Source organism: Lysinibacillus sp. NPDC097214, assembly GCF_050277945.1.
In the GTDB taxonomy this organism is placed as follows: domain Bacteria; phylum Bacillota; class Bacilli; order Bacillales_A; family Planococcaceae; genus Lysinibacillus; species Lysinibacillus xylanilyticus_B.
The window spans coordinates 253,695-279,247 of record NZ_JBNNSS010000005.1; the positions used below are offsets into that span (position 1 = coordinate 253,695).

Below are 25,553 nucleotides of genomic sequence, written 5' to 3' on the forward strand. Positions count from 1 at the left end.
CGATAAATCAAAAATTTGTTCCGATAAATTGATTTGGACCCTATCGAACTAGCTTTGTTCGATTAGTATTGAAATTCTAAATTTAAGATGCCGAGTTTACTTTGGTCCGTGATTGTAATTGTAGCAATTCATTGCTTTAAAGCGTTAATTATTTTCTGAAAAGAGCGAAAAATAATAATTAGATAGTTGACAAATATTTCTAAGATGTGATAATCTTCAAGAACACTATAACTATCTTAAGTAAAGGAGGGCATGACGATGTTAATTTTACCTGTATCATTTCAAATCACAACTGCATACATTGTCCATGTCTTCTAACATTTTATTTTACATTGCGATAAAAGACATGGGATATTCCTTGCCTTTTATTAAGAGACACATGCTCTTTTTTGGGTATGTGTCTTTTTTGTTGCAAAAAAGGGTTGTAGTGAACATGAAAAAGGAGTGCATGTGTATGCGAAACAAAGTACAAAGAACGATTTTCATCGAGAAATTTCTGGATTGTGGGTAGCGAAGCTTTAACAGCATTGGAGAAAGAAGGGTATAACGTATGTTTGATGTTTTAAGTAAACTAAGCTGGTTTTTCAAGAAATACTGGAAGCAATATACAATAGCTGTCGTGCTATTAATGATTGCGAGTGGCTTAGAGGTAGTTCCACCGTATTTGCTAGGGTCAATTATCGATTTATTGACTGCTGGAGAAATGACACAAGCTCTTTTAACGAAGTATATTTTGATTTTCGTGTGTATCATTATTGGGGGTTATACCCTTAATTTTGTGTGGCAATTCAGACTATTCGAAGGGGCTATTAACCTAGAGAAAATTTTGCGTCGAAACCTTATGCAGCATTTTTTGCGCATGACACCAACGTTTTATGAAAAAAATCGTACCGGAGATTTAATGGCCCGTGCGACGAATGATTTAAACGCAGTGTCGTTGACTGCTGGGTTCGGGATTATGACACTGATTGATTCCACCATCTATATGGGTTTTATTATTTTTGCCATGGGTTATATGATTTCGTGGAAGCTTACTTTTTTTGCAATGCTGCCAGTGCCGATCATGGCCATTCTTATTCAATATTTGGGGAAAATAGTGCATGAACGGTATATGAAGGCGCAGGATGCGTTTGGAGAACTGAATGATAGTGTTCTAGAGTCGGTTGCAGGTGTGCGAGTTGTACGGGCATACGTCCAGGAAAAAAAGGACGAAACAAATTTTGCAGAGATGAGCGAGATTGTCTATGAAAAAAATATGCATACCGCAAAAATAAATGCCTTATTTGGACCAATTACAAAGGTTGGTACTGGGATTAGTTATGTAGTAGCGCTTGGTTACGGTGCTCATTTAGTAGCAACTGAGGCTATGACAGTTGGGCAACTTGTAACGTTCAATGTTTACTTGGGGCTAGCAGTTTGGCCAATATTTGCAATTGGAGAACTTATAAACGTGATGCAGCAAGGTAACGCTTCTCTTGATCGCGTACAGGAAACGCTAAACTACGAGGCGGATGTTCGGAATATTGCGAACCCGCAAATGATTGCGACACCAAATGCGATTGGTTTTGATGATTTAACATTCCAATATCCGCTCAGTCAGGTGAAAAACCTTCAGCGAATTTCTTTGTCGTTGAAAAAGGGGCAAACACTTGGGATTGTTGGTAAAACGGGAGCGGGAAAAACGACCTTCCTGCGACAGTTATTACGTGAGTATCCAATCGGCGAGGGACAGCTATCGATTGATGGAGTAGATATTGCTGCACAAACGAAGGAGCAGTTACTTGATTGGATTGGTTATGTTCCACAGGATCATGTTCTATTCTCACGTACTATTCGTGAAAATATTTTATTTGGGAAAGAAGATGCTACACAGTCTGAATTGCACCAGGCAATTCGTTCGGCATACTTTGAAAAAGATTTAAAAAATTTACCAATGGGTCTTGAGACACTTGTTGGTGAAAAGGGTGTATCTCTTTCTGGTGGTCAAAAGCAACGCGTTTCCATTGCGCGTGCTCTTATTAAAGACCCTGAAATTTTAATGCTCGATGACTCGCTTTCTGCTGTAGACGCCAAGACGGAGGCAAGAATTATTGAGAATATACAGCGAGAACGACAAGATAAAACGACGATTATTACCACGCATCGTTTATCAGGAATTCAGCACGCTGATTTAATTATCGTGCTAGATGAAGGCCAAATTGTAGAGCAGGGAACGCATGAGCAGCTTCTTTCACAACAAGGATGGTATAAAGAGCAATTTGACCGTCAGCAGCTAGAAGGAGGTGCCTCATGAGTACGAGTCAACGTTTAACACGCTATGCAATGTATTTTAAAAAGACGATTCTACTAGGATTATTTTTCTTAACAATCGCCGTCTTTACGGAGCTTGTTGGGCCGTTTATTGCAAAGCATATTATTGATAATTACATGACAATTGGTCATATTGAATTAAAACCAATCACTTGGCTATTACTTGTCTATTTACTTTTAGCAATAGCTACAGCTGTTTTACGCTATTTTATGTATATCTATTTACAAATGGGTGCCAACCGTGTTGTACAAAAATTACGTAAGGATGTATTTGAGCATATTCAAACATTGCCAATTCAATACTTCGATAATTTACCAGCAGGGAAAATTGTAGCCCGTGTAACGAATGACACCGAGGCTGTTCGTAATTTATATGTTCAAGTACTGTCAAACTTCGTTACGAGTTTAATTTCTATTGTGGGTGTTTATATCGCACTCTTCATTTTAAATTGGAAAATGGCATTGTTAGCATTGACTATGTTACCAATCGTTTATTTATGGATGATTTTGTACCGTAAAGTGGCTTCGAAATATAATGATGTCATCAGAACGAAAATAGCCGATATTAACGCAATGATTAATGAATCGATTCAAGGAATGACGATTATTCAAGCATTCCGTCGTGAGCAGCAAATGACGAAGGAATTTGATGATATGAATAATGAGCATTATGCATATGAACGCAAGCTTCTTTTCCTTGATTCTGCAACGTCCTTCAACCTTGTTAATACATTAAGACTAATTATGTTTACGATCTTTATTTTCTACTTTAGTACACAGTCATTTACGGCTACGGAAGTTATTTCTGCGGGGACATTATATGCCTTTGTCGATTATTTAACGAGATTATTTAATCCGATCACAAATATCGTCAATCAATTTTCTCAGCTTGAGCGTTCATTAGTCGCAGGAAAGCGTGTCTTTGAAGTGTTAGATACGAACGGGGAGCCAGTATCTGAAAAAAGTTTACCTAGATATAAAGGAAATGTGGTGTTCGAAGAAGTTTCCTTTGCATATAAAAATGATGAATATGTATTGAAAAATTTATCATTTGAAGCACACCAAGGTGAAACAATTGCCTTAGTAGGTCATACAGGATCTGGGAAAAGTTCTATTATGAACTTATTGTTCCGTTTCTATGACCCATCTATAGGGAAAATTACGATTGATGGAATCGACATCACTTCGGTTCCTCGTCAAACAATGCGTGAACATATGGGTATTGTTCTACAGGACCCATACTTATTTACAGGTACTATTGCTTCGAACGTTAGCCTAAACAATCCTAAAATTTCACGAGAAAAAATAGAAACCTCATTAAAGGCTGTTGGTGGGGAACGTGTTTTAGCGAACTTGCCAGATGGCTATGATGAGCCTGTTATTGAGAAGGGGAGTACACTGTCATCTGGGCAACGCCAGCTAATTTCTTTTGCGCGTGCCCTTGCCTTTGACCCAGCTATTTTAATTTTAGATGAGGCTACTTCTAATATAGATACGGAAACAGAGGAGATTATTCAGCATGCGATGGATGTACTGAAAAAGGGACGTACAACATTTATTATCGCTCACCGACTGTCTACTATTAAAAATGCAGATCGTATTCTTGTGTTAGATCGAGGCGAGATTGTGGAGCGTGGCACACATGATGAGCTATTAGCACAGGGTGGCATTTATGAAAAAATGTATCAAATGCAGGCGAATTCATTGCAATAATCATTTACAGGATGCTCCGACAAGCTGAAAGCCTCACTTTATGAAAAAGTGAGGCTTTCTATTTAAGATTTTACATTTTTAAAGACATTGACAACAAAGAACAGTGCTGAAATTGCTACTGCAATACCGCCGCCAGATACAAAGAGCTCAAATAACCAGTGCGGTACATCTATATGGACCATCATCATACCGACTAAGAGGAACGGTAATCCGAGATTATAAAACCAATATTGCGCTTTGGCCAGTCCTGTCTCGGCTGCTTCTTTATATACGGAATAAATTAAGCCGATTAAACCAGTTGTTAGCCAACCTACCACACCGATGTGTGCATGTGTCGCCGTCCATTCGAGTTGAATTGTATAATGCATAAACAGTCCAAAGGCCAAAACAATCACTAAATATAAGACTGAAATCTTTATCCATTTAGCACCCATTTATAAACAACTCCTTTCCCGAAACGATTTAGCTAGCTATTACAGTGTATTCTTGTCGAATAAAAAAGATGACATATTATTCTTTGTAAACTAAAAAAGTATTTTATTGTAAAATGCCGATTTTTCCTGTGGAATAAAAGCATGGAAAGTAGAAACTTGCCAATTGGAGGGTCTATGAAAAAGAAAATTATTTTTTTAATGATTATTTTAATGGTTTGTTGTTTGCCAATCACCTTTGTTGTGAAGGAAAGAGCTCGTAAGCAAACGATGACAACAAAAGTGAATAGCGTCATTGAGAAAAATTGGAAGAACAACGTGTATAGCATTACTGTACGAGATATAGAAACAGGAGATGTGCTTTACAATAGAAATGGCGATAAAATGATACGCCCCGCTTCTTCGCTTAAGCTTTTAGTTAGCGCCGCTGCTTTGGATTTATTAGGGCCTGACTATCGCTTTGCTACGAAGACATATGTCGATGGCACAATTGAAGATGGTGTTCTTCACGGTAATATTTATTTACAGGGCGGGGGAGATCCAAAGCTTTTACCTGTTCATTTAGAATCGTTTTCCAATGAATTGAAAAAAATGGGTATCTCGAAAATTACGGGTTCCTTAATCGGGGATGATACTTGGTTTGATGCAGATCGTTTACCGAAGGGAATTGTACCTGAAGAAGAGGATCAATCTTATGCTTCGCGCATTTCAGCATTAACGATTTCGCCAAATGATCAATATGATATCGCAACTGTGCAAGTGGAAGTGACAGGCTCAAAGGTGGGCACTACGGGTAATGTTCAGCTTGTTCCTTTTGCAAGTACTATTCCGGTTGTCAACAAAACAAAAGTTGTGAACAAGGACGAGAAAAGTACGGTGACAATTACAAGAGAATACGGTACAGATCAAATCATTGTAACAGGTAACTTACCAGCAGGTTCACAGGAAAGTACATATGTAGCTGTCTATCATCCAACGCTATATACACTGGACGTATTTCGGGAAAAATTAATAGCGAAAGGTATCCAAACAATGCCTCTTGCAACTGGAAAGGTACCTGAGAATGCACAACGAGTAAGTATTTTATATTCAAAACCATTACAGGATATTAACTTTAAGTATTTAAAGCTAAGTATTAATGGTATGGGTGATATGTTTACTAAACAACTCGGGCGAGAGCTACTTGGGGAAGGAAGTTGGTCGGCTGGTATTAAAGCGATTCGTACTTATGGTAATGATATGGGGCTTAATATGGAGCAGTGGTATTTTGAAGATGGTTCAGGTTTAAGTCACCAAAATCGAGTAAGCAGTATGCAAGTAAGTCTATTATTATATAACGTTCGCAGTAAATCCTGGTATTCCTCCTATTTAGATGCATTACCGCATGCAGGAAAAAAGGGCAGCCTTGTTGGTGCGACTTTAGAAAATCGTATGAAGGGCTATAGTGTATCTGCTAAAACAGGCTATATTTCTGGAACATATGCTTTGTGTGGCTATGTAAAGGGAAAGAGTGGCAAGTGGTACATCTTTAGTATATTGACAGAGGCCAATAAAACTTCAGCTATCCCAACTATTGATGAAATTGTCAAACAGATCGCAAATGAAATGTAAGAATGTTGAACAAAAAGCATGGGTAAACGTGCAACTTAAGTATTATGAAGAAGTTAAAATTTCGTTAGTTTGCTTATATTGATAAATTTTATAATGACGTCTGCTAAAAATGGTCAGGCACTACTCTGTAAGATTAAAAACAAGTAATTGTACATGGTGTTTGATTCTATCATAACTTGTCTATAATGTTGCACAGTCACTTACTAGTGGTATTCAAACGATTGATTTTCTCGTAGATCAAGAATTTCCCGTAACTTATCACAACATTAGTGAGCATTCAAAAGCCTTTGATGAGAAAGGAAAAGGCATCCATCTTAATACGATTAAACGCAATGAAGAACTACATTCTTATTATGTATAGCAAAACGTATAAAGTAAAAAACTCGCGTAAAAAGCCTGTAATGCCTACTACAATTGACGAAGCATCTATAAGAAGGATTTCGTCTGAACGAGATGTAAACATCGCAAAAAAGAGGTATTTGCAGCTTTCAAAAGAGGAATTGGTGAATAGATTAATAGCGGTTAAAAACTTTGCAGAAAATAAAGAACGAAGGGTAACTAATCAATTTGAGCAGCTCAAATAGATAAATAATGAGATATAAAACTAGCCTTGTTAAAGTACTTTTAACAAGGCAAATTTTTAACTATCTTGTTCAACTAAAGTTCTCGAAAGAATTCAAGATGCAGCCCTCATAATTTTTGTCCAGTTTAACTATGACCAATGATTTCTCGGTTAAAAAGGTCGACAAATAAGCATACATAGTGCCATTTTTTTCTGACACGGACGTATGTTAAATCGCTGATAATAATTGCTAACTTCTTGTTTTATAAAGCTTCACCATTTGTAGTTTAAATCCAGGTTTAAATGTTCAACGTTTACATGTGATAGTAGTACGCTCGTAAGTAGTCTAAGTTTACACAACCCCTTATTTTATCTATCTAACTTAATGTAGCTTATCCACTATCCCGAGACTTTAGAGGTGAATTTTTTTGCACTAGAACCAACAAATTTCACTAAAATATTTCATATCCTAAATTTTGCATTGTTTGCAAGAAATCGTCTAATTCATTTGATGAATGTAGCTTATCAAATGAATTAAAAGTCGTAATCGTGCTTAAAATTAAAGCTCTATTTGGTTGTTCAGCCACGATTTCTTGTTGCACAAACGCCACTAAATCATACTGTAAATTACTAATTTGCGGTTCGTCCCCGTATAGTCGCTCAATCGCTTTCTTTAAACTATTCGTATGCATAGCGAATTCACTAAACAAGGAATCAGTTTGCAGTGCGATTTCAAAGTTTTGTTCAAACGCTTCATTGGTAACCATCGCCTTTTCCCCTTGTGTTTTATTTGCGATAATCGTTTCTGCACTCGTAAGACTGTATTCAATCAGTCTGCTATAATCGTTACTCTTATTATTTATCAAGGGCGAGAAATGAAACAGATTTTGTAGAATCCCTGCAAATACTAGTGTCATTTCAGCGATGTATGACTCATATTTCACCCCATATATTTGATGTAGCCGTTTATACAGCCATTCAATAAATGAATTTCGTAACTCCTTCATAAATTTTATCAAATTTGAATCATCTGAAACCGCAGCATCATCCATCAATTCCGACATATTGATTGTCCCTTTATTCAAAAAGGTCACTTCTATTTGCTGAATAAAAATATGACGATCTCCCACGTTATCCCCATCTAGAAGTAAATCTCTTTGATACTGAATACGTTCTTCTCTATATAACAATGTTTGCTGTAACAAAGAGCTTTTCGATTCAAAATAATTGTAAAACGTCCCCTTCGAAACATTTGATTTATTTAATATGTCCTGAATCGAGGTTGCGTGATAACCTTGACTCAAAAATAAATCAAATGATGATTGTATAATGGCTAATTTTTTGTCCTTCATCTTAACACTTCCCTCAAAGTAATACATTCATTATACTACGATTCCGTTTTTATAACTCAAGTATATTAATGCTTGTTTTTTTAAAATAAAAGGTTTAGAATACATTTTATACTTAAAGTACATTTTTGTACACTGAGTATAATTCGGTGTTGAGGATCACTATTTAAAGAATACTAATCAAGAAAGGGAATTTAATAATATGAAACAATCTACCAAAACAACATTAATTGTTTTAATTACCGGCGCTTTTTTTGCTTTACTGAACAATTCATTTTTAAATGTAGCATTAGCCGAAATTATGAAGGATTTATCGATCACTGAATCGACTGTCCAATGGCTAACTACAGGCTATATGTTAGTCAATGCGATTTTAGTGCCGACCACAGCATTTTTAATGAAAAAATACTCTCTACGTAAATTATTTTTAATTTCGATTGGGAGCTTCTTCCTCGGTTCATTGCTGGCTGGTATCGCAGGGTCATTTGGCTTACTTCTAACTGGGCGCTTAATCCAAGGAGTCGGTTCGGCACTGCTAATGCCAATGGGTATGTATTATTTAATGACTTCATTCCCTCCTGAAAAACGAGGTTCAATGATGGGGCTTTTTGGTCTCGTTATTATGTTCGCTCCAGCAATTGGTCCAACGCTATCTGGCTTCTTAATTGAGCATTTTAATTGGAATGTTTTATTCTTAATGATGGTGCCAATTATGGGGGTTGTTTGGTTAATCGGTTATTTCAGCTTAGATAAAACGAAGCCGAGCTATACAGGAAAAATTGACGTACCTTCTGTTATTTTCTCTGCATTTGCCTTTAGTGGTATTTTATATGGCTTCAGTTCTGCTGGAGACAAAGGATGGGGAGACACATTCGTATGGTTACCGATTGTGCTGGGCTGTGTGTTCTTAGCCCTATTGATTATTAGGCAGTTCCGCTTAGATGATCCAATGCTTGACTTTGGTATTTATAAGTCATCACAATATGCACTTGCATCGGCAATTACGGCGACAAATGTTATCGCTATGTATTCTGCGATGATTTTAATTCCACTGTTCTTGCAAAATACGCAAGGATTAACTCCTATAGAAACCGGGTTAATTTTATTACCTGGTGCTATTTTAAACGGGATTATGAGCCCTATTGCCGGTCGATTATTTGACAAATTTGGGGCGAAAAATTTAGTCTTAATTGGTGTTTGTATTACGATTTTCACAACGATTGCGTTTGCGAGATTAGATGAGAACACATCAAGCCTATATATCGCTACAATTTATGCTTTCCGTATGTTAAGTATGTCGTTTGTTAGTATGCCTATCCAAACACATGGTTTAAACTCATTAACACATACCCAAACACCACATGGTACGGCGATAAATAGTACGTTAAACCAGGTTGCAGGAGCAATTGGCACAAGTTTACTTGTTTCAGTCATGGTTAGCCGTACAAAAACGCATATGGCAGATGCAGTGAATCAGGTAACGGATCAAGCATCACAGCAGCATTTAATGCTTCAATCTTCAATAAACGGGGTAAATGATGCCTTTTTAGCAACATTAGTGGTTTCGGGGATTGCCTTTGTTTTAGCGCTTTTCCTTAAAAAGAAAAGTGCCAAAGTCGAAAGCGAGCCGGTCACTACAAATAAATAGTTTGCTGGATTAACTAAATTGATAGATAAAGATTGAGATTATGATCTCCATCAAACTTTTTATTCACCTCTAACTTTCTCTACTCTCATTAGTCAGAGAAACATACTAACATTAGTAGTACAAACCAAAGCCATGGATTGTACTACTATTTTTTGAACTGCAACAGAATTGGACAACTTTTTTAAGGCGTATAGGTGGCTCAATTTTAGCTTAACAAATACACAAAACTGCTACATATCCAGTTTTTCTTCGTTGCAAGGCTTTGTAATTACTCCTTAACGAAAGTTACTAACCCAAGGGCTTGACTGACCTGTCACCTAGTGAGTTTCCTCTATTAAATATACTCAAACTATATCTTAAAACATAAATAAAAGCTGAAACTAATATCAAAATTAGTTCAGCTTAAAAATAGCATATTATAATACTGTACATTGTATATAGGATCCTTTAGCTTTTTTGTAATGAAAGCTAAAGGCCCAGCTAATCTGCAACCTCAATAGGTCATGAGATGATTGCGGATAAAGAGTGCTAGTTTCGTATAAAACATAGTGGCATCATATAAGTCCCTTTTCATGGTGATATTAAATAATCGAAGGTTAATTTACAAATAAAGGTATAGTGTGTGTTTTTTAGTAAATACTAGTGTACGTCTTTTTTTCGTCCTATATGCATATAATTAGACTATATTAACTTTTTTCCAACTTAATACGTCAAAAAGTAGGGTAAATTTTGCATGAGAGGACTTATGTATGGAAAAAAATATGAAACGCACTAATGAAAAAAAGAGCAAGAAGAAAATATGGCTTTGGATAGTAGGTGGCTTATTAACGATTTTTTTAATTTTTATAGGTACTGCTTATTACACTATCCATAAAACAATGAATAAAATAAATACACCACTAATTGAAACGACAGGCGATGAAAATAAAGAACAAAAAATAGTTACGAAAAAAGACCCGTTTTCCGTATTAATGCTTGGAGTGGATGAACGTAAAAATGATAGTGGGCGTTCTGACACGATGATTGTCATTACGGTGAACCCTGAAAAACACACGATGAAGATGCTCAGTATACCTCGAGACACTCGTACAGAAATTATTGGACATAATTCCGTCGATAAGATCAACCATGCCTATGCATTTGGAGGCGTTCCAATGGCGGTGAATACGGTGGAGCATTTTTTAAATATACCCATTGATTATTATGTGTTTGTTAATATGGATGGCTTCCTGCAAATTATCGACACGATTGGTGGAGTAACCATTGATAATGACATGGATTTAACCTTTGATTCCTATCATTATCCGAAGGGTGAGATCACTTTAGATGGTGATAATGCACTGATCTTCTCACGTATTCGTTATGAAGATCCTCGCGGTGATTTCGGTCGTCAAATTCGCCAACGACAAATTATTGAAGCGGTTCTGAAAAAAGCCTCGTCGACATCTTCTATATTATTAAAGGCTACAGATATGCTTGATGTAGTAGGGGATAATGTTCGTATGAATTTTACGATGAAGGATTTAATTCAACTACAAAGTATTTATAAAAATATGGATGGTAATATTGAGCAGTTGTCATTTAAAGAGGGAGATGGCAAAAGAATTGACAACATATGGTATTTTATCCCTAAAGAGACCGAACTAGAAAAAATAAAATCGGAATTAAAAGCTCATTTGCAATAAAAGAGTGACAATTTGAGTACGATAGTTGTAAATCTTTTGATAATGAGGGGAGGGAGATAAATGAATGGAAGGACCCAGGTGCTTAGGTATACATCTATAAATAATTGCATGCAAAGCTATGTGCCTAAGCGTAAAGTTCAAAAAAATTCATTCAGTTCAGCTATGCGTCATTTACAACTATTGTGCTTAAAAATTTTCATGTGAAACATAAAAAAATCATTCAGGTAGGGTGCATGCCTAGTTGAATGGTTTTTTTATTTTGTATTATTTTATTTATAATTTGTTTGAAATATCAGAAAATTGATGTATAATTGTGTTATAAATGGTTGAGGGAGTGATTGTGATGATTATAGGCACATTTTTTTTAGCAGTTGCATTACATGTAGGTATTGTTTTAACAGTAGACTTATTTACTAATCAGCAACCCTCTACTACTACGCAAAGTAACCATTCATAATCGAAAAACAAAAGAATAAACTGCAACTAGGCAAAGTTATAAAGTAGCTTTGTCTATTTTTTTTGAACTTGCAACAATTTATGTGAAAATTCGTCCATATACTGTAGAAAATGTTATACTATAAAAAAACAGTATCGGGGAATGAGCATGCAAGAAGAGAAAACAAGTAGTTTCAAAAAGGAGTTAATATCCTATCTTAAAATTATTGTAATTACCGCTATAGTTGTTTTAGGCTGTAAGCAATTTTTATTTGCACCGATTAAAGTACAAGGGGCTTCTATGTACCCAACTTATCATGATAAGGATATTATTATTGTAAGTAAAATGAGTAAAATTGAACGCTTTGATCAAATTGTCTTTCAATCACCAACAGAAGATGAGCTATATATTAAACGAGTGATTGGCCTACCAGGTGATACAGTTGAAATGAAGGACGATGTTTTGTATGTAAATGGCAAAGCTTATAAAGAGGATTATGTGAATCGTCAAACAGATGATCCTAAGCAATTACGTATTACAGAAAATTTCACGTTAGAGCAATTAGTAAATGAAAAAAAGGTACCTGAGGGTGAGTATCTTGTACTCGGGGACAACCGTTTAAGAAGTTCTGATAGCCGCCATTATGGCTTAATTTCTAAAGATGCCATCTATGGTGAAGCTAAATTAACAATATATCCGTTTAATCGTTTCCATATTGGTCCAAAGTAAAATAAATTAGGACTTGCAGTGAAAAAGAGGCTACGTTGAGTAGCCTCTTTTTTAACTTCTTTCAGCGGGTGTCCAAGCACCCGCTGGGATATATATGCCGAGGCATAATTGATCTTTTTAGTCGGCTGATAATGCCTTGCAAACTTTATAAGTGGGGTAATAGACACAAACTGTTGAATGTTCAACTGTTTCTTTTATAGGGATTTGCTGTTCGCTCAGACTAGGAGAATTGATTGCTTGTTGATTGATTGTGAGCTCTTCTGTTACTGGTTCTACACCATAAAACAACAATAAAAAATAGCATACTAAACCTATTATACGCAAACAATCACCTCGCAATGTTCTGTATATTAGTATGTATGGTCAAACTTAAAAAAATATAAGTAAAATCTGAAATTTCTTTCTTTTGGAAGGGTTTTTTATTAGGTAAGCGTAGGTACATCAATGATTGAAAGTGCTATAGTGAACTAATTTTATGGATGGCAAGGAAGATATAATAAAAAATTGTTGTCATGCAAAATTCAATATGCTAATATAGCTAACGTAAATATTTGATCTGTATAACCTCAATGATATGGATTGAGGGTCTCTACCAGGAACCATAAAATCCTGACTACAAAAATCGTGCTTCATTTTTGTAGTCAGGATTTTTTTTAACTTCTTTCAGCAGTATCCAAACATTCGCTGAAAGAAGTTAAAGCCTCCGGCGGATGTCACGGAATCGGAAAGGAGTTCTTTATGCTTGCACAAAGCCGATTCCGGACGCAATTATGCCGAGGCATAATTGATATCTCCCTACAAAAATGAAAGTGTAACAGAAGGGTGATAATTATGAATTGGAGAGTTTACATTCTGGCCGTTACTACTTTTGCGGTAGGATTGGTGGAATTAATTGTAGGTGGTATATTACCAACAATTGCAAAAGATTTAAATGTGTCCTTAGCAACAGCAGGACAATTAATTACAATATTTGCTCTCGTCTATGCGATATCTGCGCCTGTCCTTTTATCATTAACTGCAAAAGTGGAAAGGAAGCGCCTTTATCTTATTTCTTTATTTATTTTTACTTTAGGTAACCTTATGACGTTTTTTAGTACGACATTCTTGATCGTCATGATTGCTAGAATTTTCACAGCGATGAGTACTGCATTGGTCATCGTCTTATCCTTAACGATTGCAACAAAAATTGTTGAACCAAGACATCGCGCAAAAGCGTTAGGGCTTGTTTTCATAGGTGTAAGTTCGGCACTTGTTATCGGTGTGCCAATTGGGATTTTTGTGTCAGAAGCATTTGGATGGCGAGCAATGTTCTTAGGAATAGCACTACTTTCAACTGTATCTATGATTCTTATTGCGTTATTGCTTGAAAAAATGCCAGTTGTAGAAGTTGTCCCATTAAAGGCTCAAATTAAATCATTAGCGAATTTAAAAATCTTAAGTGCACAATTAACAACACTGTTTATGCTGGCGGGTCATTATATGCTTTATGCATATTTAACTCCATTTTTAGTAGAAGCATTTGATATGAGTGCCTCTTGGATTAGTATCTGTTATCTAATCTTCGGAATAGCGTCCGTCAGTGGGAATGCTCTTGGTGGTTGGCTAAGTGACAAAATTGGTACTGGTAAAGCCATTCTAATTATTGTCTCTACATTTGCCGTTGTATTATTTAGTATTCCTTACACAATTGTTGCTTTTCCACTCTTTTTAGTCGTGACAGTTTTATGGGGTGCACTTAGCTGGGCGCTTACACCTCCATTACAAAATTATTTAATACAAACTGATCCGAAAACGTCTGATATTCAACAAAGCTTAAATACTGCTGCATTACAAATCGGTATATCCATCGGTTCAGCTGTTGGTGGAGCTATGTTTGCTGTTACAGGATCTGCTAAGCATTTAGCTGGCTTCGGTGCCATTTTAGTTTTATGTGCTCTAGGCTGTGCAATTTTTTCTCTAAAAAGAGCGCCAGTTTCACATGAGGCTGAGCTAGGGATGAAATCGGCTCATAACAACTCATAGTTTAGAGTGGCTTATCGGACGTCCCCTCAGGAAAGCGCCCAGTCGTAACGGAAATCAACCACATGTTATGGTGATGAGCTATTATGTCGAGGCATAATTGATCAGATTTTATAGGATCAAATGTGAAAATTGTCGCAACGATTGACCAGACGCTTTACCGTCATGTGGGTGCTATTATTTTATATGAAGAGGATTCACACACTTTATCTGTACGAAAACTAAAACGAAAAATCGCTGATCAATATATACCAACAGACGAACTCGAAAACTTTATGTTTGACTCTCAAGCAGATGCTATAAAATTTACTCATAAGCTCACTAGAATGAGTGCACTCGACTATTTATTATCTGCAAATAAAGAGAGACAACTAAAATAATAAATTAACTGCAAGACTGGCCTATAGGGGTCTAGCATGTGACGAAGGGCATTTGGAGTAGCCATATTCCAAATGTCTTTTTTTGCTTACATAGCTAGTGAGCGGAAATTATTGTGTTCGATATGGCTTCATTGTCATCGCGATTTACCTTGCATGAACTACCCGTAAAACCCTACTGATGCAAGTTTCACTTTATTTTATATGTTCAATATTTAACAAATATTTAATTTCTATATCGATTATTATCATACTGGAATAGGACAAGGAATAGATTGTTGTAGTTAAAGTATTTTAGGGGCTCAGTAGATAGGGAGTCTGATGATTCAATACTATTTTTAGGATATATAATGTTCTCTCTGCCTAAGATAGATAATTCAAAAGGGTCTACTAATGGGAATCTAACTTATTAACTAATAGCAGCATTTTCTTCTGAATTTAGTCAGTGAGAAGGAATTCAGGAGAAAATGCTGTGAGTTACTTAATCGGCATGATTGTCTAATAATTTCAAATGGAGGGGGAATCGAATGTCAGAATATCATCAACAATCATCAGCTGAAGTGATGAAAACTTTGAACGTGACAGATCAAGGATTGAGTGATTATGACGTTCAAAAGAGGCAAGAAGTATACGGCTATAATGTATTAGAGGAAGGAAAAAAAACTAGTGCATTCGCCGTTTTCTTTGGACAGTTTAAAGATTTATTAGTCATTATTTTAATCATTGCTGCTTTCGTTTCATTTCTATTAGGAGAAGTAGGAAGCACCGTTGTGATTATGATTGTTGTTATATTAAACGCTATCCTAGGTACTGTACAGCATGTCAAGGCAGAACAGTCTTTGGATAATTTAAAAGCGTTAACCTCCCCAATTGCCAAAGTAATGCGAAATAATCAGCTAATAGAGATTTCTTCAGAAGATCTAGTCGTTGGAGATCTTCTTTATTTGGAGGCTGGCGATTATATTAATGCAGATGGGAGATTATTAGAAAGTCATAATTTGCATATTAATGAAAGTTCGTTGACAGGTGAATCAATCGCTGTAGCGAAAAGTATTGATGCTATTAAGGAAAGCAATGTAACTGTTGCTGATAAAAAGAACATGGTATACTCTGGAAGCTATGTGACAACTGGTCGTGGTATTGTCATGGTTACAGCTATCGGAATGCAGACGGAAATCGGCAAAATTGCAAATTTACTAGATACTGCGAAAGAGAAGAAAACACCGTTACAAGTAAGTTTAGATCATTTCGGAGAAAAATTAGCTTTAGGGATTACGTTAATCTGTTTAGCTATTTTCGTGATTGACCTTGTTAGAGGACGTGCACTTGTAGAATCGTTCATGTTTGCTGTTTCACTTGCCGTGGCAGCAATTCCAGAAGCATTAAGCTCGATTGTTACGATTGTGTTAGCTTTTGGAACACAGAAAATGGCAAAGGAAAATGCCATTATTCGAAAGCTTTATGCTGTTGAGAGTCTTGGAAGTGTATCTGTCATTTGTTCAGATAAAACAGGAACATTAACTGAAAATAAAATGGTTGTTCAAGAGGTCTATGTGGATGAAAAAGTGATTCCACATGATCAGCTATACACTGAAAATGCAGTGGAGAAAGACCTTATGTTAAAGGCAATATTATGTAGTGATGCAGTGGAAAGGGACGGTAAGGAAATCGGTGATCCCACTGAGGTTGCACTCGTAAAATTAGGAAAGCAATATGATTTTGACGAATTACTGGTAAGAGATTATTACCCAAGAGTAGCCGAAATCCCTTTTGATTCAGATAGAAAGCTCATGAGTACTGTGAATACTATCAATCAGCAATCTATCATGATTACAAAGGGAGCGCTAGATGTCCTTCTTCCTAAAATTGTAAAGATTGAAACTTCAAAAGGCATATTTAATATTACAAAACAACAACGCCAAAAAATCGAAGCAGTAAATCGTGATTTTTCTATGAATGGGTTAAGGGTATTAGCAGTTGCCTACAAAGAGGTAAAGGGACATCAAGCAATCGATGTAAGAGCTGAAAAAGATTTAATCTTTGTTGGTTTAGTCGCGATGATGGATCCTCCAAGGAGAGAATCTAAAGGTGCGGTTGAAAAATGTATAAAAGCTGGTATCAAGCCGGTGATGATTACAGGAGATCATAAAATTACGGCAACGGCTATTGCCAATCAAATCGGGATTTTAAATGATCCCTCTGAAGCGATTGAAGGGCATGAAATAGAAAGCTTAACAGATCAGCAGCTTCAAGAAAAGGTTAACGATTTTTCTGTTTATGCCCGAGTAACACCAGTTCAAAAAATTCGTATCGTGAAAGCGTGGCAAGAAAAAGGGCATGTCGTCGCCATGACAGGAGATGGTGTTAATGATGGCCCTGCGCTAAAACAGTCCGACATTGGTGTGGCAATGGGAGTTACCGGCACAGAAGTCGCGAAGGATGCCTCCTCTATGATACTAACGGATGATAATTTTTCAACGATTGTGAAGGCTATTGCAAATGGTAGAAGTATTTATACGAATATAAAAAATGCTATTTTGTTCTTATTATCTGGGAATGCGGGTGCCATTTTTGTTGTTTTATATGCAACAATATTAGGTTTGCCAGTTCCTTTTGCACCTGTGCATTTATTATTTATTAACTTACTAACGGATAGTTTACCGGCGATCGCGATTGGTCTAGAGCCGAATAATAAAAAAACAATGAAAGACAAGCCCCGAAATATTCATTCACCATTATTAAATAAAGCATTTACTACTCAAGTGGTGCTCGAAGGGTTACTAATTGCCATTTCTACAACGGTTGCCTTTGAAATCGGATTGTCAACAGGAGATACTTTAACGGCGAGCACTATGGCATTTACAACATTATGTTTGTCTCGATTAGTGCATGGTTTCAACTCCAGAGCTAAAGAATCCATCTTCGCCATTGGACTATTTTCGAATAAATACACTTGGCTTGCATTCTTAATCGGTTTTTTAAGTTTACACGCAGTATTGTTTATTCCAATGCTTACAGGTGTGTTTGAAGTTGCCACATTAAGTACCGCACAATTAGGCTTTATTTATAGCTTGTCTGTGCTACCGTTCATCGTGAATCAGTGGTACAAGCTGTTGTTCGTGAGGAGTCGATAATGAGGAAAACATATGGAAGCTCTCGTTTTGTTGAAACGAGAGCTTTTTAGTGTTGAAAATAAAATGATTAAGAAAATTTTTGCGAATGTTGTAGTCTTTAAATAAGTGTGATTTCCGTTCCAGGCTACTCGCTTTCCTGTGGGCGAGCGTCGAGCCGCTTCCTCCGCTAAAGGAACGAAGGCTAAATGCGTCACGTCCTGTGACAATGCCTTCGTGACCAACATCCTGTTGGCCTCAGGGTCTCGCCTGTCTCGCTTTCCCACGGGAGTCGAGTAGCCTGGAACGAAAATCAACGATAGCATAGCCCTTTTATTAATCTATGTATTTCAAAGACCATAATTGTACAGAAGAAATTCATAACAGTGACGTTATTGTACATCTGAAGTTGCTAATGCTTCATTTTCACACAAAAACGAGGTTTCGATCACTATAAATTAGAGCGACATTTTAGAAGATACGTACTATACAAAGTGGTTGATCTTCGTTACGACTGTGCGACTCCTGGGGATTAGCAATAGAGGAAAGAAGGCTAAAACCATCACATCTTGTGATAACGCCCAGTCGGAACGGAAATTAACCCTCGTTTTGCCGAAGAACATATTTTGATATCTTAATTTCATTGACACAAGAGCTTTTTAACATTAGATGGTTGTAGGAGTCAGTAGCCAGCCTTTGTTATTACTGAGCCGTATTAGCTTTGCTCCCAGTATGGCATATCTCATATGAAGTTCTCCATATTTCGCAGTATGCTTCTTCTTCACAGACATTTCTAAAGCCTGACTGACTGAAATAACTGAAGAAGCTATATTCATCGATAAAATGGTGCTGATCTCTGTATCATTAATAGCTTTTGTTCCTCGTCTATTTTTCATTGTCAAATTTCCGTAGTCAATTGATGTAGTAGGGGCAAGTACCCCATTCTCCTTTAATAACGCTGTTAGTTGTTTATTTTCTTCTTTTAAACATTGAGCAAAATCCACAATAATAGCCTTCAACTTTTTATCAACAGCGTGCTTAAAAAATGCATGATTTGAAGCTATATAGCCATTATTAACGCCAATCTGTTTCCAAATCTTAAAAATCTCCTTATAGCGTAATGATGTTAGATTTTCATTTGCCAATTCCATAATTACACATCCTAACTCATGTTCTCGTGCATTTGTTTGAGATTAGGATGTGTTAATAAATGAAATTCTAATCAATTTTTTACAATAAAAGGGGTTAGCGATCATAACGTGAGGTTGATTTCCGTTCCGACTGGGCGCTTTGTTGTTGCTGTCGCTACGCTTTCGCACAGATAAAACAATTGCTGCCGCTTCGCTTTCGCGCAGAGCAGAGCTTCCTGGGGGCGTCGGGGCAACAGGTGTTTTTTGTGCGAAAGCGCAGTGCAACGTAGCGGCAGCGACAGGATGTTGGTCACGAAGGCGTTATCACAGGACGTGATGCTTTTAGCCTTCGTTCCTCTCCCGTTCCTCTCCCGCTTCGCTTCGCTGCAGGGTCTCGGGCCAACAGATGTTTTCTGCGCGAAAGCGTAGTGCAAACGTAGCGGCAGCAGAGGGTTTTGTTTGTGCGAAAGCGCAGCGACAGCAACAGCACCGATGTTGGTCACGAAGGCGTTATCACAGGATGTGATGCTCTTAGCCTTCGTTCCTCTATTGCTAATCCCCAAGGAGTCGCCCAGTCGTAACGAAGATCAACTTATATACGGCATGTGTTTAAACAAATGTCATCCTAAATTAATAAGTTTATTCCTATTAGATTGTAGACAAACGCTACTCCTGATTGCATAAAGCTGTATAGTAATTTGATGATATGGGATTTTTGGTGTTTTAATCAAAATTATAATACTGTTTTGGCTCTAGCTTATCTATTCATAATAAAGATGAGGAGCTGTTGATTATTCACGGAGAATGGCGACTCCTGCGGGATGAGCTTGCGCTGAAAGCCCCGCAAGAACGCAGTGACGAGGAGAATCAATTATGCCTTGGCATAATTGCGTCCGGAATGGGCTTTGTGCTTGCACAAAGAACTCATTTCCGATTCCGTGACATCCGCCGGAGGCTGTAACTTCTATCCGTAGGTGTCCAAACACCTGCGGATAGAAGTTACAGCCAAGCCCGCGGAAAGCGCCAACTCGGAGTGAAAATCAACCTTTGTTTATTGTTACACATTATTTGTAGTCAAGCTGAAAGTGTTATTCTTTTAATTTCTTGCTTTTATAGCTATTAATAGTTGTCTTTAATGCAGCAAAGTTTCCGATAGCTGCATAACCATAAAAAAAGCCCATAAATATTCCAGCAATAAGATTATGTCTATGGCTAATGAAGATAGAAATAACCAAGCCAATAGCAAGGGCGATTGCGGGAACATATTTAGGCTGAACATGCATAAATACCTTAATTAGCTGTGTAATAAGTAACACAGCTGGAACGGCTATTACAGCATCCCAAAAATTTGTATGGATTACTGGAAATAATTCCATGTTCTACACCTCTTTTAGTAATAACGAAGCTATGATTTTAATATATATATTTTCCTTTTTATTTATTTTTATGCGATGAAAGGCGTAGAGCTTATGATGCCGAGTCATACACGCGTATGAGCGATCGTATTTTTCGTTTTTTGACTATTGCTTAATAATATGAGCCATAAGGATTCATATATGGATTCATATACGGATTGTGATATTGCGGATATGGGTTCATAAATTGTGAAGGTCTATATTTATTTTTATGTTTATGATGAGGATCTTTTTTCTCCTTTTGATCTTTTTGATTTTCCGAAGTTGATTTTACACGGTTACAGTCTTTCGGTGGACCGATATACGTTGTTGGTACAATAGGCGCAATTGTTTTCTTCCACTGATCTTCATCTAAACAATACGTGTGAGCCATAATATTGGAAGGTGTAAATTTCAATATATCCGAGCCTAAAATAACTTCGGGAGTTGGCGCATCAAAAATAGCTAGTAAATGCGTGTCATTCTCAGTAGCTATTTCATAATGCCACCATCCTTGCGGTACATTAGCGACTTGGCCAGGCTCGATAGGATAGTTTTTAATTTCTTTTGTAAAGGGATTAAATATAGAAACAATAGCAGCACCCGAAATGCAATAAACAAGTTCTGCTGCATTTTGATGATAGTGAGGCTCTATCACCTTATTCCTACTTAGAAAAATATCAAGCAAAGATATATTTTCTAACGTATTCAATTGTTCTACACCTAGAACATTAATAAAATTCCGATCATCTTTTTTAAAAAGAGTGTTGTCATTTACATCAGAGGTGAACTGTGTTGACGGTGAAGTATAGTCAATATTTGAGCTAATACTTACATCCTTTCTCTAATTAATTTTCAATCCATGTCTTAAGCACAGAATATGTACAAAGCTATTTTAGGCTTACGCGAACGCCCATTGCCTTCATTCAACATGTTTTCTGTGCGAAAGCGAAGCGACAGCAACAATTACGGCCAAGGTGAAATTGATTTATTTATCCTCTAAAGACTTCTTAAAAATTAACTAAAATTCCTTCTTCTAATCAGGAACGTATGTGCGTATGATAAGTATACAAACTTTTGTTCTGCTTTAAAGAACAGCCCTGCTGTGCTCAGTGCATATAACAGAGTGAAAAGGAGCAACTAAGATGAAAGAACAGTTAATAAAAGCAATGCAGCGTCAACAAGTAGTTAGCATGATGTATGTAGCCAAGTCTGGTGCCATTACGAAAAGGCGTGTAAAAATCATAAAGATTATTGGTGATTCGTTTACAGCATTTTGCTTTACGAGGCAGGCAAAGCGTACGTTTATTATTAACAATGTTCTAGCAATAATGCCCGTTACGCATCGGAAGCGTGAGGTGATATGAATTACGACAATCTGCCGCACAAGGACATTTTTTGTATTGCAATGTTATAAGGTTTAGATGTCTTGAAAGATCCCATTGCAGTTATTGGCAACTTTGAGCAACCTGGTAGTATTACCGACAGCCTCGCCGATAATTGAAGGGAAAATTTTAAATCAAACAGGCCTTTACTATCAATACTTATCTTAATGTATCTCTAGAAAATTGATTTTCCAGTCCACTCCTATGATTTACAAAAATGATAAAAAATCTAATACTATATGCGTTTAAACAAAAATAGCCTCCAAATTGGAGGCTGTTTTTGTTTAAATAGTTAACTTCATATAGAGGGAAGCGTTGAAATAGTATTAAAGGGTACCGCATATATTGAACTTTAATCCTCAAACATAGGAGTGAGGCAAGTCATGGATATAGATGTGTTTTTAAAGAAATTACATTACTTTGATAAAAAAATTAAGTTATTTATCAATCAAAACAACAATCATTTAATAGTTGAGTATTCAGAGTTGTGTGGAATAATTGATGAATATTCTTCCTTTATTATTAATCATGACAATCAAAAACAATGGAATCATTTAGAGCAATCAAGCGAAATAATATCATTAGTCGAGAATTTAAGAAATAACGCTTCTATTTGTGTCCAAATCATGGAAAAATATAGAGCTTTATTATTAAGCCATGAAAAAGAGGAGCTTACTAATTATTTTCTTAACATAGAAAACTGCATTGAAAAAGAATATGGAGGTTTTCAAATCACCAGCCAGTCAAAGGTACTCTTGGTAGGATCCGGGCCTTTTCCTATAACATTATTAATGATTGCGGAACGAACAGGCGCAGAAGTTTTTGGAATTGATATTGATGATGAAGCGATTCAGTTGGGAAAACATGTAGTAAATAAAATAGGAAGTCATTTATCCATTCAAATTGACAATAAGTCAGTACAGGAACTCGCAGTTATTAAACAGATTAGTCATATTATATTTAGTTCAACTGTTAGCAATAAATATGACATACTAGACCGATTATATGATTTAACAAATAAAGATGTGCTTATTGCTATGCGTTATGGAAATGGTTTAAAGTCGCTTTTTAATTATCCAATGCAGAAAGTAGACGAAACCAAATGGCATATAATAGAGAAAATTATTCACCCTCAAAGTGTATTTGATGTTATTTTATATCGCAAAGTACAATGATAAATAGATGAGGAGAAGATTATGACCTATTTTAATAAGGTTTTACTGTTAGGAACAGGGCCCACAGCCATTCAATTAGCTATGAATTTCAAGAATTATTATAATGGTAAAGTCGCTATTGCTGGTCGAGAATCTTTACGTTCCAACATGTTCTTTGAAACTCTCGTTCAGCATCAACTTGCGCTTAAGGTATATATACAAAATACACAACACCAGTCTGTTGCAGGAACATGTACTATTGATGCTTTTTTTAAAGGTTATCATACAATATCTGGCAACTGGGATACCATTGTACTTAGTGTCACTACAGATTCTTATATATCAGTATTAGCACAAATCGATACTAAAGTATTGAAGGAGGCTAGCTGCTTTATATTAATTTCACCTACATTTGGCTCTAGTCATTTAATAACTAATTTCCTAAAGAATGTATCTCCCCAGGCTGAGGTAATTAGTTTTTCAACATATTATGGAGATACTAGATGGTTGTTAGGGGAGATTCCATCAAATGAAGTATTGACGACAGGAGTAAAGAAAACAGTTTATATTGGTTCAACTTACTCAAAATCGGATAGATTGGATGAATTATCTGAATTGTTTCGTTATTTAGGGATTCATTTAAAAAAAGTAGCATCTCCCCTTGAGGCAGAAACAAGAAATATTTCTTTATACGTGCACCCTCCCTTATTTATGAATGATTTCTCATTAAAAGTAATATTTGACGAAAAGAAAATAACAAAGTATGTGTATAAGCTTTATCCTGAGGGTCCCATTACTTATACAATGATTCGTCATTTATTAAATTATTGGAAAGAAATGATGGCGATTGTAAAACACTTCAATATTCAACCTCTAAATCTATTGGAATTTATGGTAGATGATAATTATCCATTACAGCCAGAAAGTATAGCTAGACAAGAAATAGAGAATTTTAACAAACTTAAGTCCATACATCAAGAATATCTGCTCTATATTCGCTATGCTTCCTTATTAATTGATCCATTTTCTATACCAAATCAAGAAGGACGATACTTTGATTTTTCAGCAGTTCCTCTTAGAAGGATTTTTAAAAATCATGACGGGGAATGGGATATTCCTAGAATGCCAAAAGAGGATTACTATCGTGTGAAAATCATTCAAGGGATTGCTAATGCCCTGAAATTGAAAAGTCCAACACTGGATTATTTTGTACAAACCTATGAAGATAAATTGCAACAAGTAGAAGCTTTACTTGAGAATAAAGTATATTCAGAAGCCTTCCAAGTAAAATCCTTTTCACAAGAAATAGAGATGATATGTAATGAATTAATTTTAAGTAAAGAACAAAATGAATAGGTGTTATATAAGGACTAACGATTTTGACTAAATCGAGATACAATGTGATGAAGAAATGAAATTGTATGTGGAAATGAACAAGGCTCTTACAATATCGGCTAAATCATCATTCAGTAAACCAGATTTAGATAATAATGCATATAGCATTTGTGATTTGTGTATTTGCATTTGTTGCAAACCTTGCTAGACTATAGTTAATAATGAGAATCATTATTAACTATAGTCTTCATGTACAATGTTTGGATAGGGAGCAGGTGCATTATCATGATAGATTTGGATAAATTAGCCGAGATATTTGCTAGAGGTTGCTATGATATAGAAGGTGTTCACCGTTTAGTCATCCAGCCGAAAAGTATACTAAGTGAATTTAAGGCTGTCCGGCATGGATTTCTTTTTGTAATTCGTGGAGAGGCTAGAATGAGTGTGAATGGAACTGTCTATGAATTACAACCAGGCTCAGTAATTCACGTGGCCCCAGGTATGCAACTGGACGCGCAAGTTTTAAGTCAATCAGAGTACGAGTACTATTTACTGTTTTATAGATTTGACAAGTTAGACGAAGTATACGGAGGTCATGAATGCGACGCTCATTTCAAATTGGAAGCGGGAGCAAATCCGAGAGTGCTAGAATTACTTATCATGCTTCATCAAAATGCCAATACACATAGAGGCATTGGAAAGCTTCGTGTCAAGGAGTTATTTTTAAGTGTCATGCATCAAGTTTTGGTGGGGTGTAAGCATCGAGAGAGTGGCAGTTCACCAAGTGAAAGGGTGATAGAGGAGGCTATTGCATACATACATCGGTATTATATGAATCCGCTGACACTCGACGAATTGGCGGAGCTACATGCAATGAGTCCCAAGCGTTTTTCCTACTTCTTTCACAAACATACTGGATTTCGTCCCATCGACTATCTTATCAATTATCGTATGGAAAGAGCGAGTGACTTACTTAAAGTAAGTAATTTTCCCATTCACGATATTGCTTTTAGTGTCGGTTATGCCAATCCGTTATATTTCAGTAGAGTGTTTAAAAAGAAATTTGGTGTGTCTCCCTCCGCATACATACATAAATTAGATAATCATATAAATTGAGTTACTGATTTATATATTACGCCTGCAACTGGTGATGAACCTAGAGTGCAGGCTTTTTC

The 25,553-nt window shown here is 36.3% G+C and carries 21 protein-coding genes and 1 riboswitch; of the genes, 15 read left to right on the forward strand and 6 right to left on the reverse strand.

What is annotated here, in order from left to right; all coding sequences use genetic code 11:
- Positions 1–550: 550 nt before the first annotated feature.
- On the forward strand, positions 551–2,293 hold the full coding sequence (locus tag ACQKMI_RS13815) for an ABC transporter ATP-binding protein (RefSeq protein ID WP_427489777.1): 1,743 nt from the start codon (positions 551–553) through the stop codon (positions 2,291–2,293).
- Positions 2,290–4,023, forward strand: a complete 1,734-nt coding sequence (locus ACQKMI_RS13820; RefSeq protein WP_427489779.1) for an ABC transporter ATP-binding protein — start codon at positions 2,290–2,292, stop codon at positions 4,021–4,023. The genes ACQKMI_RS13815 and ACQKMI_RS13820 overlap by 4 nt, the downstream gene beginning before the upstream one ends.
- 62 nt (positions 4,024–4,085) lie before the next feature.
- On the opposite strand, the gene ACQKMI_RS13825 is transcribed toward ACQKMI_RS13820, so the two are convergent.
- Positions 4,086–4,457 carry a hypothetical protein gene (locus ACQKMI_RS13825; RefSeq protein WP_427489781.1) on the reverse strand — a complete coding sequence of 124 codons (372 nt, stop codon included), beginning with the start codon at positions 4,455–4,457 and terminating at the stop codon, positions 4,086–4,088.
- A 174-nt stretch (positions 4,458–4,631) separates the two neighbouring features.
- On the opposite strand from ACQKMI_RS13825, the gene dacB reads away from it, so the two are divergent.
- A complete protein-coding gene (dacB, locus tag ACQKMI_RS13830) occupies positions 4,632–6,065 on the forward strand; it encodes a D-alanyl-D-alanine carboxypeptidase/D-alanyl-D-alanine endopeptidase (protein ID WP_427489783.1) in 1,434 nt (477 codons plus the stop codon).
- A gap of 332 nt (positions 6,066–6,397) precedes the next feature.
- Positions 6,398–6,649, forward strand: coding sequence for a hypothetical protein (locus tag ACQKMI_RS13835; protein WP_427489785.1), 252 nt, complete (start codon positions 6,398–6,400; stop codon positions 6,647–6,649).
- Between the two features lie 430 nt (positions 6,650–7,079).
- Here ACQKMI_RS13835 and ACQKMI_RS13840 read toward each other — a convergent pair whose 3' ends face one another.
- Positions 7,080–7,979 (reverse strand): TetR/AcrR family transcriptional regulator, encoded by a 900-nt coding sequence (locus tag ACQKMI_RS13840; protein ID WP_427489787.1) that lies wholly within the window; start codon positions 7,977–7,979, stop codon positions 7,080–7,082.
- Positions 7,980–8,178: 199 nt separating this feature from the next.
- Between ACQKMI_RS13840 and ACQKMI_RS13845 the strand changes: the two genes are divergently transcribed.
- From ACQKMI_RS13845 to lepB, 4 genes are all read left to right on the forward strand, one after another.
- Positions 8,179–9,624: an MDR family MFS transporter gene (locus tag ACQKMI_RS13845; protein WP_427489789.1), complete on the forward strand. Its 1,446-nt coding sequence runs from the start codon at positions 8,179–8,181 to the stop codon at positions 9,622–9,624.
- A gap of 749 nt (positions 9,625–10,373) precedes the next feature.
- Positions 10,374–11,309 (forward strand): LCP family protein, encoded by a 936-nt coding sequence (locus ACQKMI_RS13850; RefSeq protein ID WP_427489791.1) that lies wholly within the window; start codon positions 10,374–10,376, stop codon positions 11,307–11,309.
- Positions 11,310–11,652: 343 nt separating this feature from the next.
- Positions 11,653–11,766 carry a transcriptional regulator gene (locus tag ACQKMI_RS13855; RefSeq protein ID WP_427489793.1) on the forward strand — a complete coding sequence of 38 codons (114 nt, stop codon included), beginning with the start codon at positions 11,653–11,655 and terminating at the stop codon, positions 11,764–11,766.
- 147 nt (positions 11,767–11,913) lie between these two features.
- Entirely contained in the window at positions 11,914–12,474 is a 561-nt protein-coding gene (gene lepB, locus ACQKMI_RS13860; RefSeq protein ID WP_323645610.1) for a signal peptidase I, read from the forward strand.
- A 117-nt stretch (positions 12,475–12,591) separates the two neighbouring features.
- Here the strand turns inward: lepB and ACQKMI_RS13865 are convergent, their stop codons facing one another.
- Positions 12,592–12,798, reverse strand: a complete 207-nt coding sequence (locus ACQKMI_RS13865) for a hypothetical protein (protein ID WP_323645611.1) — start codon at positions 12,796–12,798, stop codon at positions 12,592–12,594.
- 212 nt (positions 12,799–13,010) lie between these two features.
- Positions 13,011–13,110, forward strand: a riboswitch (purine riboswitch).
- Between the two features lie 195 nt (positions 13,111–13,305).
- On the opposite strand from ACQKMI_RS13865, the gene ACQKMI_RS13870 reads away from it, so the two are divergent.
- The 3 genes from ACQKMI_RS13870 (at position 13,306) to ACQKMI_RS13880 (ending at position 18,004) form a co-directional block, all read left to right on the forward strand.
- Positions 13,306–14,496 (forward strand): MFS transporter, encoded by a 1,191-nt coding sequence (locus ACQKMI_RS13870; protein WP_427417303.1) that lies wholly within the window; start codon positions 13,306–13,308, stop codon positions 14,494–14,496.
- Between the two features lie 122 nt (positions 14,497–14,618).
- Positions 14,619–14,873 carry a hypothetical protein gene (locus ACQKMI_RS13875; RefSeq protein WP_427489796.1) on the forward strand — a complete coding sequence of 85 codons (255 nt, stop codon included), beginning with the start codon at positions 14,619–14,621 and terminating at the stop codon, positions 14,871–14,873.
- A 524-nt stretch (positions 14,874–15,397) separates the two neighbouring features.
- Complete coding sequence (locus tag ACQKMI_RS13880; RefSeq protein WP_427489798.1) at positions 15,398–18,004, forward strand: cation-translocating P-type ATPase; 2,607 nt, start codon at positions 15,398–15,400, stop codon at positions 18,002–18,004.
- A gap of 641 nt (positions 18,005–18,645) precedes the next feature.
- Here the strand turns inward: ACQKMI_RS13880 and ACQKMI_RS13885 are convergent.
- The 3 genes from ACQKMI_RS13885 to ACQKMI_RS13895 all read right to left on the reverse strand — a co-directional run bounded on the left by ACQKMI_RS13885 (position 18,646) and on the right by ACQKMI_RS13895 (position 21,333).
- On the reverse strand, positions 18,646–19,131 hold the full coding sequence (locus ACQKMI_RS13885; protein ID WP_427489800.1) for a DUF3231 family protein: 486 nt from the start codon (positions 19,129–19,131) through the stop codon (positions 18,646–18,648).
- A 1,067-nt stretch (positions 19,132–20,198) separates the two neighbouring features.
- A complete protein-coding gene (locus tag ACQKMI_RS13890) occupies positions 20,199–20,486 on the reverse strand; it encodes a hypothetical protein (RefSeq protein ID WP_427489802.1) in 288 nt (95 codons plus the stop codon).
- 151 nt (positions 20,487–20,637) lie between these two features.
- The gene (locus tag ACQKMI_RS13895; RefSeq protein ID WP_427490119.1) at positions 20,638–21,333 is read right to left on the reverse strand and encodes a cupin domain-containing protein; all 696 of its coding nucleotides are present in this window, start codon (positions 21,331–21,333) and stop codon (positions 20,638–20,640) included.
- Between the two features lie 316 nt (positions 21,334–21,649).
- Here ACQKMI_RS13895 and ACQKMI_RS13900 point away from each other — a divergent pair, with 316 nt between their 5' ends.
- The 4 genes from ACQKMI_RS13900 to ACQKMI_RS13915 all read left to right on the forward strand — a co-directional run bounded on the left by ACQKMI_RS13900 (position 21,650) and on the right by ACQKMI_RS13915 (position 25,494).
- Positions 21,650–21,871 carry a transcriptional regulator gene (locus ACQKMI_RS13900; protein WP_427416819.1) on the forward strand — a complete coding sequence of 74 codons (222 nt, stop codon included), beginning with the start codon at positions 21,650–21,652 and terminating at the stop codon, positions 21,869–21,871.
- 401 nt (positions 21,872–22,272) lie between these two features.
- Positions 22,273–23,064 carry a nicotianamine synthase family protein gene (locus ACQKMI_RS13905; protein WP_427489804.1) on the forward strand — a complete coding sequence of 264 codons (792 nt, stop codon included), beginning with the start codon at positions 22,273–22,275 and terminating at the stop codon, positions 23,062–23,064.
- Between the two features lie 21 nt (positions 23,065–23,085).
- On the forward strand, positions 23,086–24,399 hold the full coding sequence (locus ACQKMI_RS13910; RefSeq protein WP_427489806.1) for an opine metallophore biosynthesis dehydrogenase: 1,314 nt from the start codon (positions 23,086–23,088) through the stop codon (positions 24,397–24,399).
- Positions 24,400–24,663: 264 nt separating this feature from the next.
- On the forward strand, positions 24,664–25,494 hold the full coding sequence (locus ACQKMI_RS13915) for a helix-turn-helix domain-containing protein (protein WP_427489808.1): 831 nt from the start codon (positions 24,664–24,666) through the stop codon (positions 25,492–25,494).
- Positions 25,495–25,553 lie beyond the last annotated feature (59 nt).

Excerpts from the sequence above, each read along its gene's own strand:
- ACQKMI_RS13855 (WP_427489793.1), top strand. The coding sequence starts at position 11,653 with ATGATTATAGGCACATTTTTTTTAGCAGTTGCATTACATGTAGGTATT.
- ACQKMI_RS13910 (WP_427489806.1), top strand. The coding sequence starts at position 23,086 with ATGACCTATTTTAATAAGGTTTTACTGTTAGGAACAGGGCCCACAGCC.
- ACQKMI_RS13845 (WP_427489789.1), top strand. The coding sequence starts at position 8,179 with ATGAAACAATCTACCAAAACAACATTAATTGTTTTAATTACCGGCGCT.
- ACQKMI_RS13915 (WP_427489808.1), top strand. The coding sequence starts at position 24,664 with ATGATAGATTTGGATAAATTAGCCGAGATATTTGCTAGAGGTTGCTAT.
- ACQKMI_RS13880 (WP_427489798.1), top strand. The coding sequence starts at position 15,398 with ATGTCAGAATATCATCAACAATCATCAGCTGAAGTGATGAAAACTTTG.
- ACQKMI_RS13840 (WP_427489787.1), bottom strand. The coding sequence starts at position 7,979 with ATGAAGGACAAAAAATTAGCCATTATACAATCATCATTTGATTTATTT.
- ACQKMI_RS13905 (WP_427489804.1), top strand. The coding sequence starts at position 22,273 with ATGGATATAGATGTGTTTTTAAAGAAATTACATTACTTTGATAAAAAA.
- ACQKMI_RS13890 (WP_427489802.1), bottom strand. The coding sequence starts at position 20,486 with ATGGAATTATTTCCAGTAATCCATACAAATTTTTGGGATGCTGTAATA.
- ACQKMI_RS13825 (WP_427489781.1), bottom strand. The coding sequence starts at position 4,457 with ATGGGTGCTAAATGGATAAAGATTTCAGTCTTATATTTAGTGATTGTT.
- ACQKMI_RS13850 (WP_427489791.1), top strand. The coding sequence starts at position 10,374 with ATGGAAAAAAATATGAAACGCACTAATGAAAAAAAGAGCAAGAAGAAA.
- ACQKMI_RS13815 (WP_427489777.1), top strand. The coding sequence starts at position 551 with ATGTTTGATGTTTTAAGTAAACTAAGCTGGTTTTTCAAGAAATACTGG.
- ACQKMI_RS13870 (WP_427417303.1), top strand. The coding sequence starts at position 13,306 with ATGAATTGGAGAGTTTACATTCTGGCCGTTACTACTTTTGCGGTAGGA.
- ACQKMI_RS13885 (WP_427489800.1), bottom strand. The coding sequence starts at position 19,131 with ATGGAATTGGCAAATGAAAATCTAACATCATTACGCTATAAGGAGATT.
- dacB (WP_427489783.1), top strand. The coding sequence starts at position 4,632 with ATGAAAAAGAAAATTATTTTTTTAATGATTATTTTAATGGTTTGTTGT.
- ACQKMI_RS13820 (WP_427489779.1), top strand. The coding sequence starts at position 2,290 with ATGAGTACGAGTCAACGTTTAACACGCTATGCAATGTATTTTAAAAAG.
- lepB (WP_323645610.1), top strand. The coding sequence starts at position 11,914 with ATGCAAGAAGAGAAAACAAGTAGTTTCAAAAAGGAGTTAATATCCTAT.
- ACQKMI_RS13835 (WP_427489785.1), top strand. The coding sequence starts at position 6,398 with ATGAAGAACTACATTCTTATTATGTATAGCAAAACGTATAAAGTAAAA.
- ACQKMI_RS13900 (WP_427416819.1), top strand. The coding sequence starts at position 21,650 with ATGAAAGAACAGTTAATAAAAGCAATGCAGCGTCAACAAGTAGTTAGC.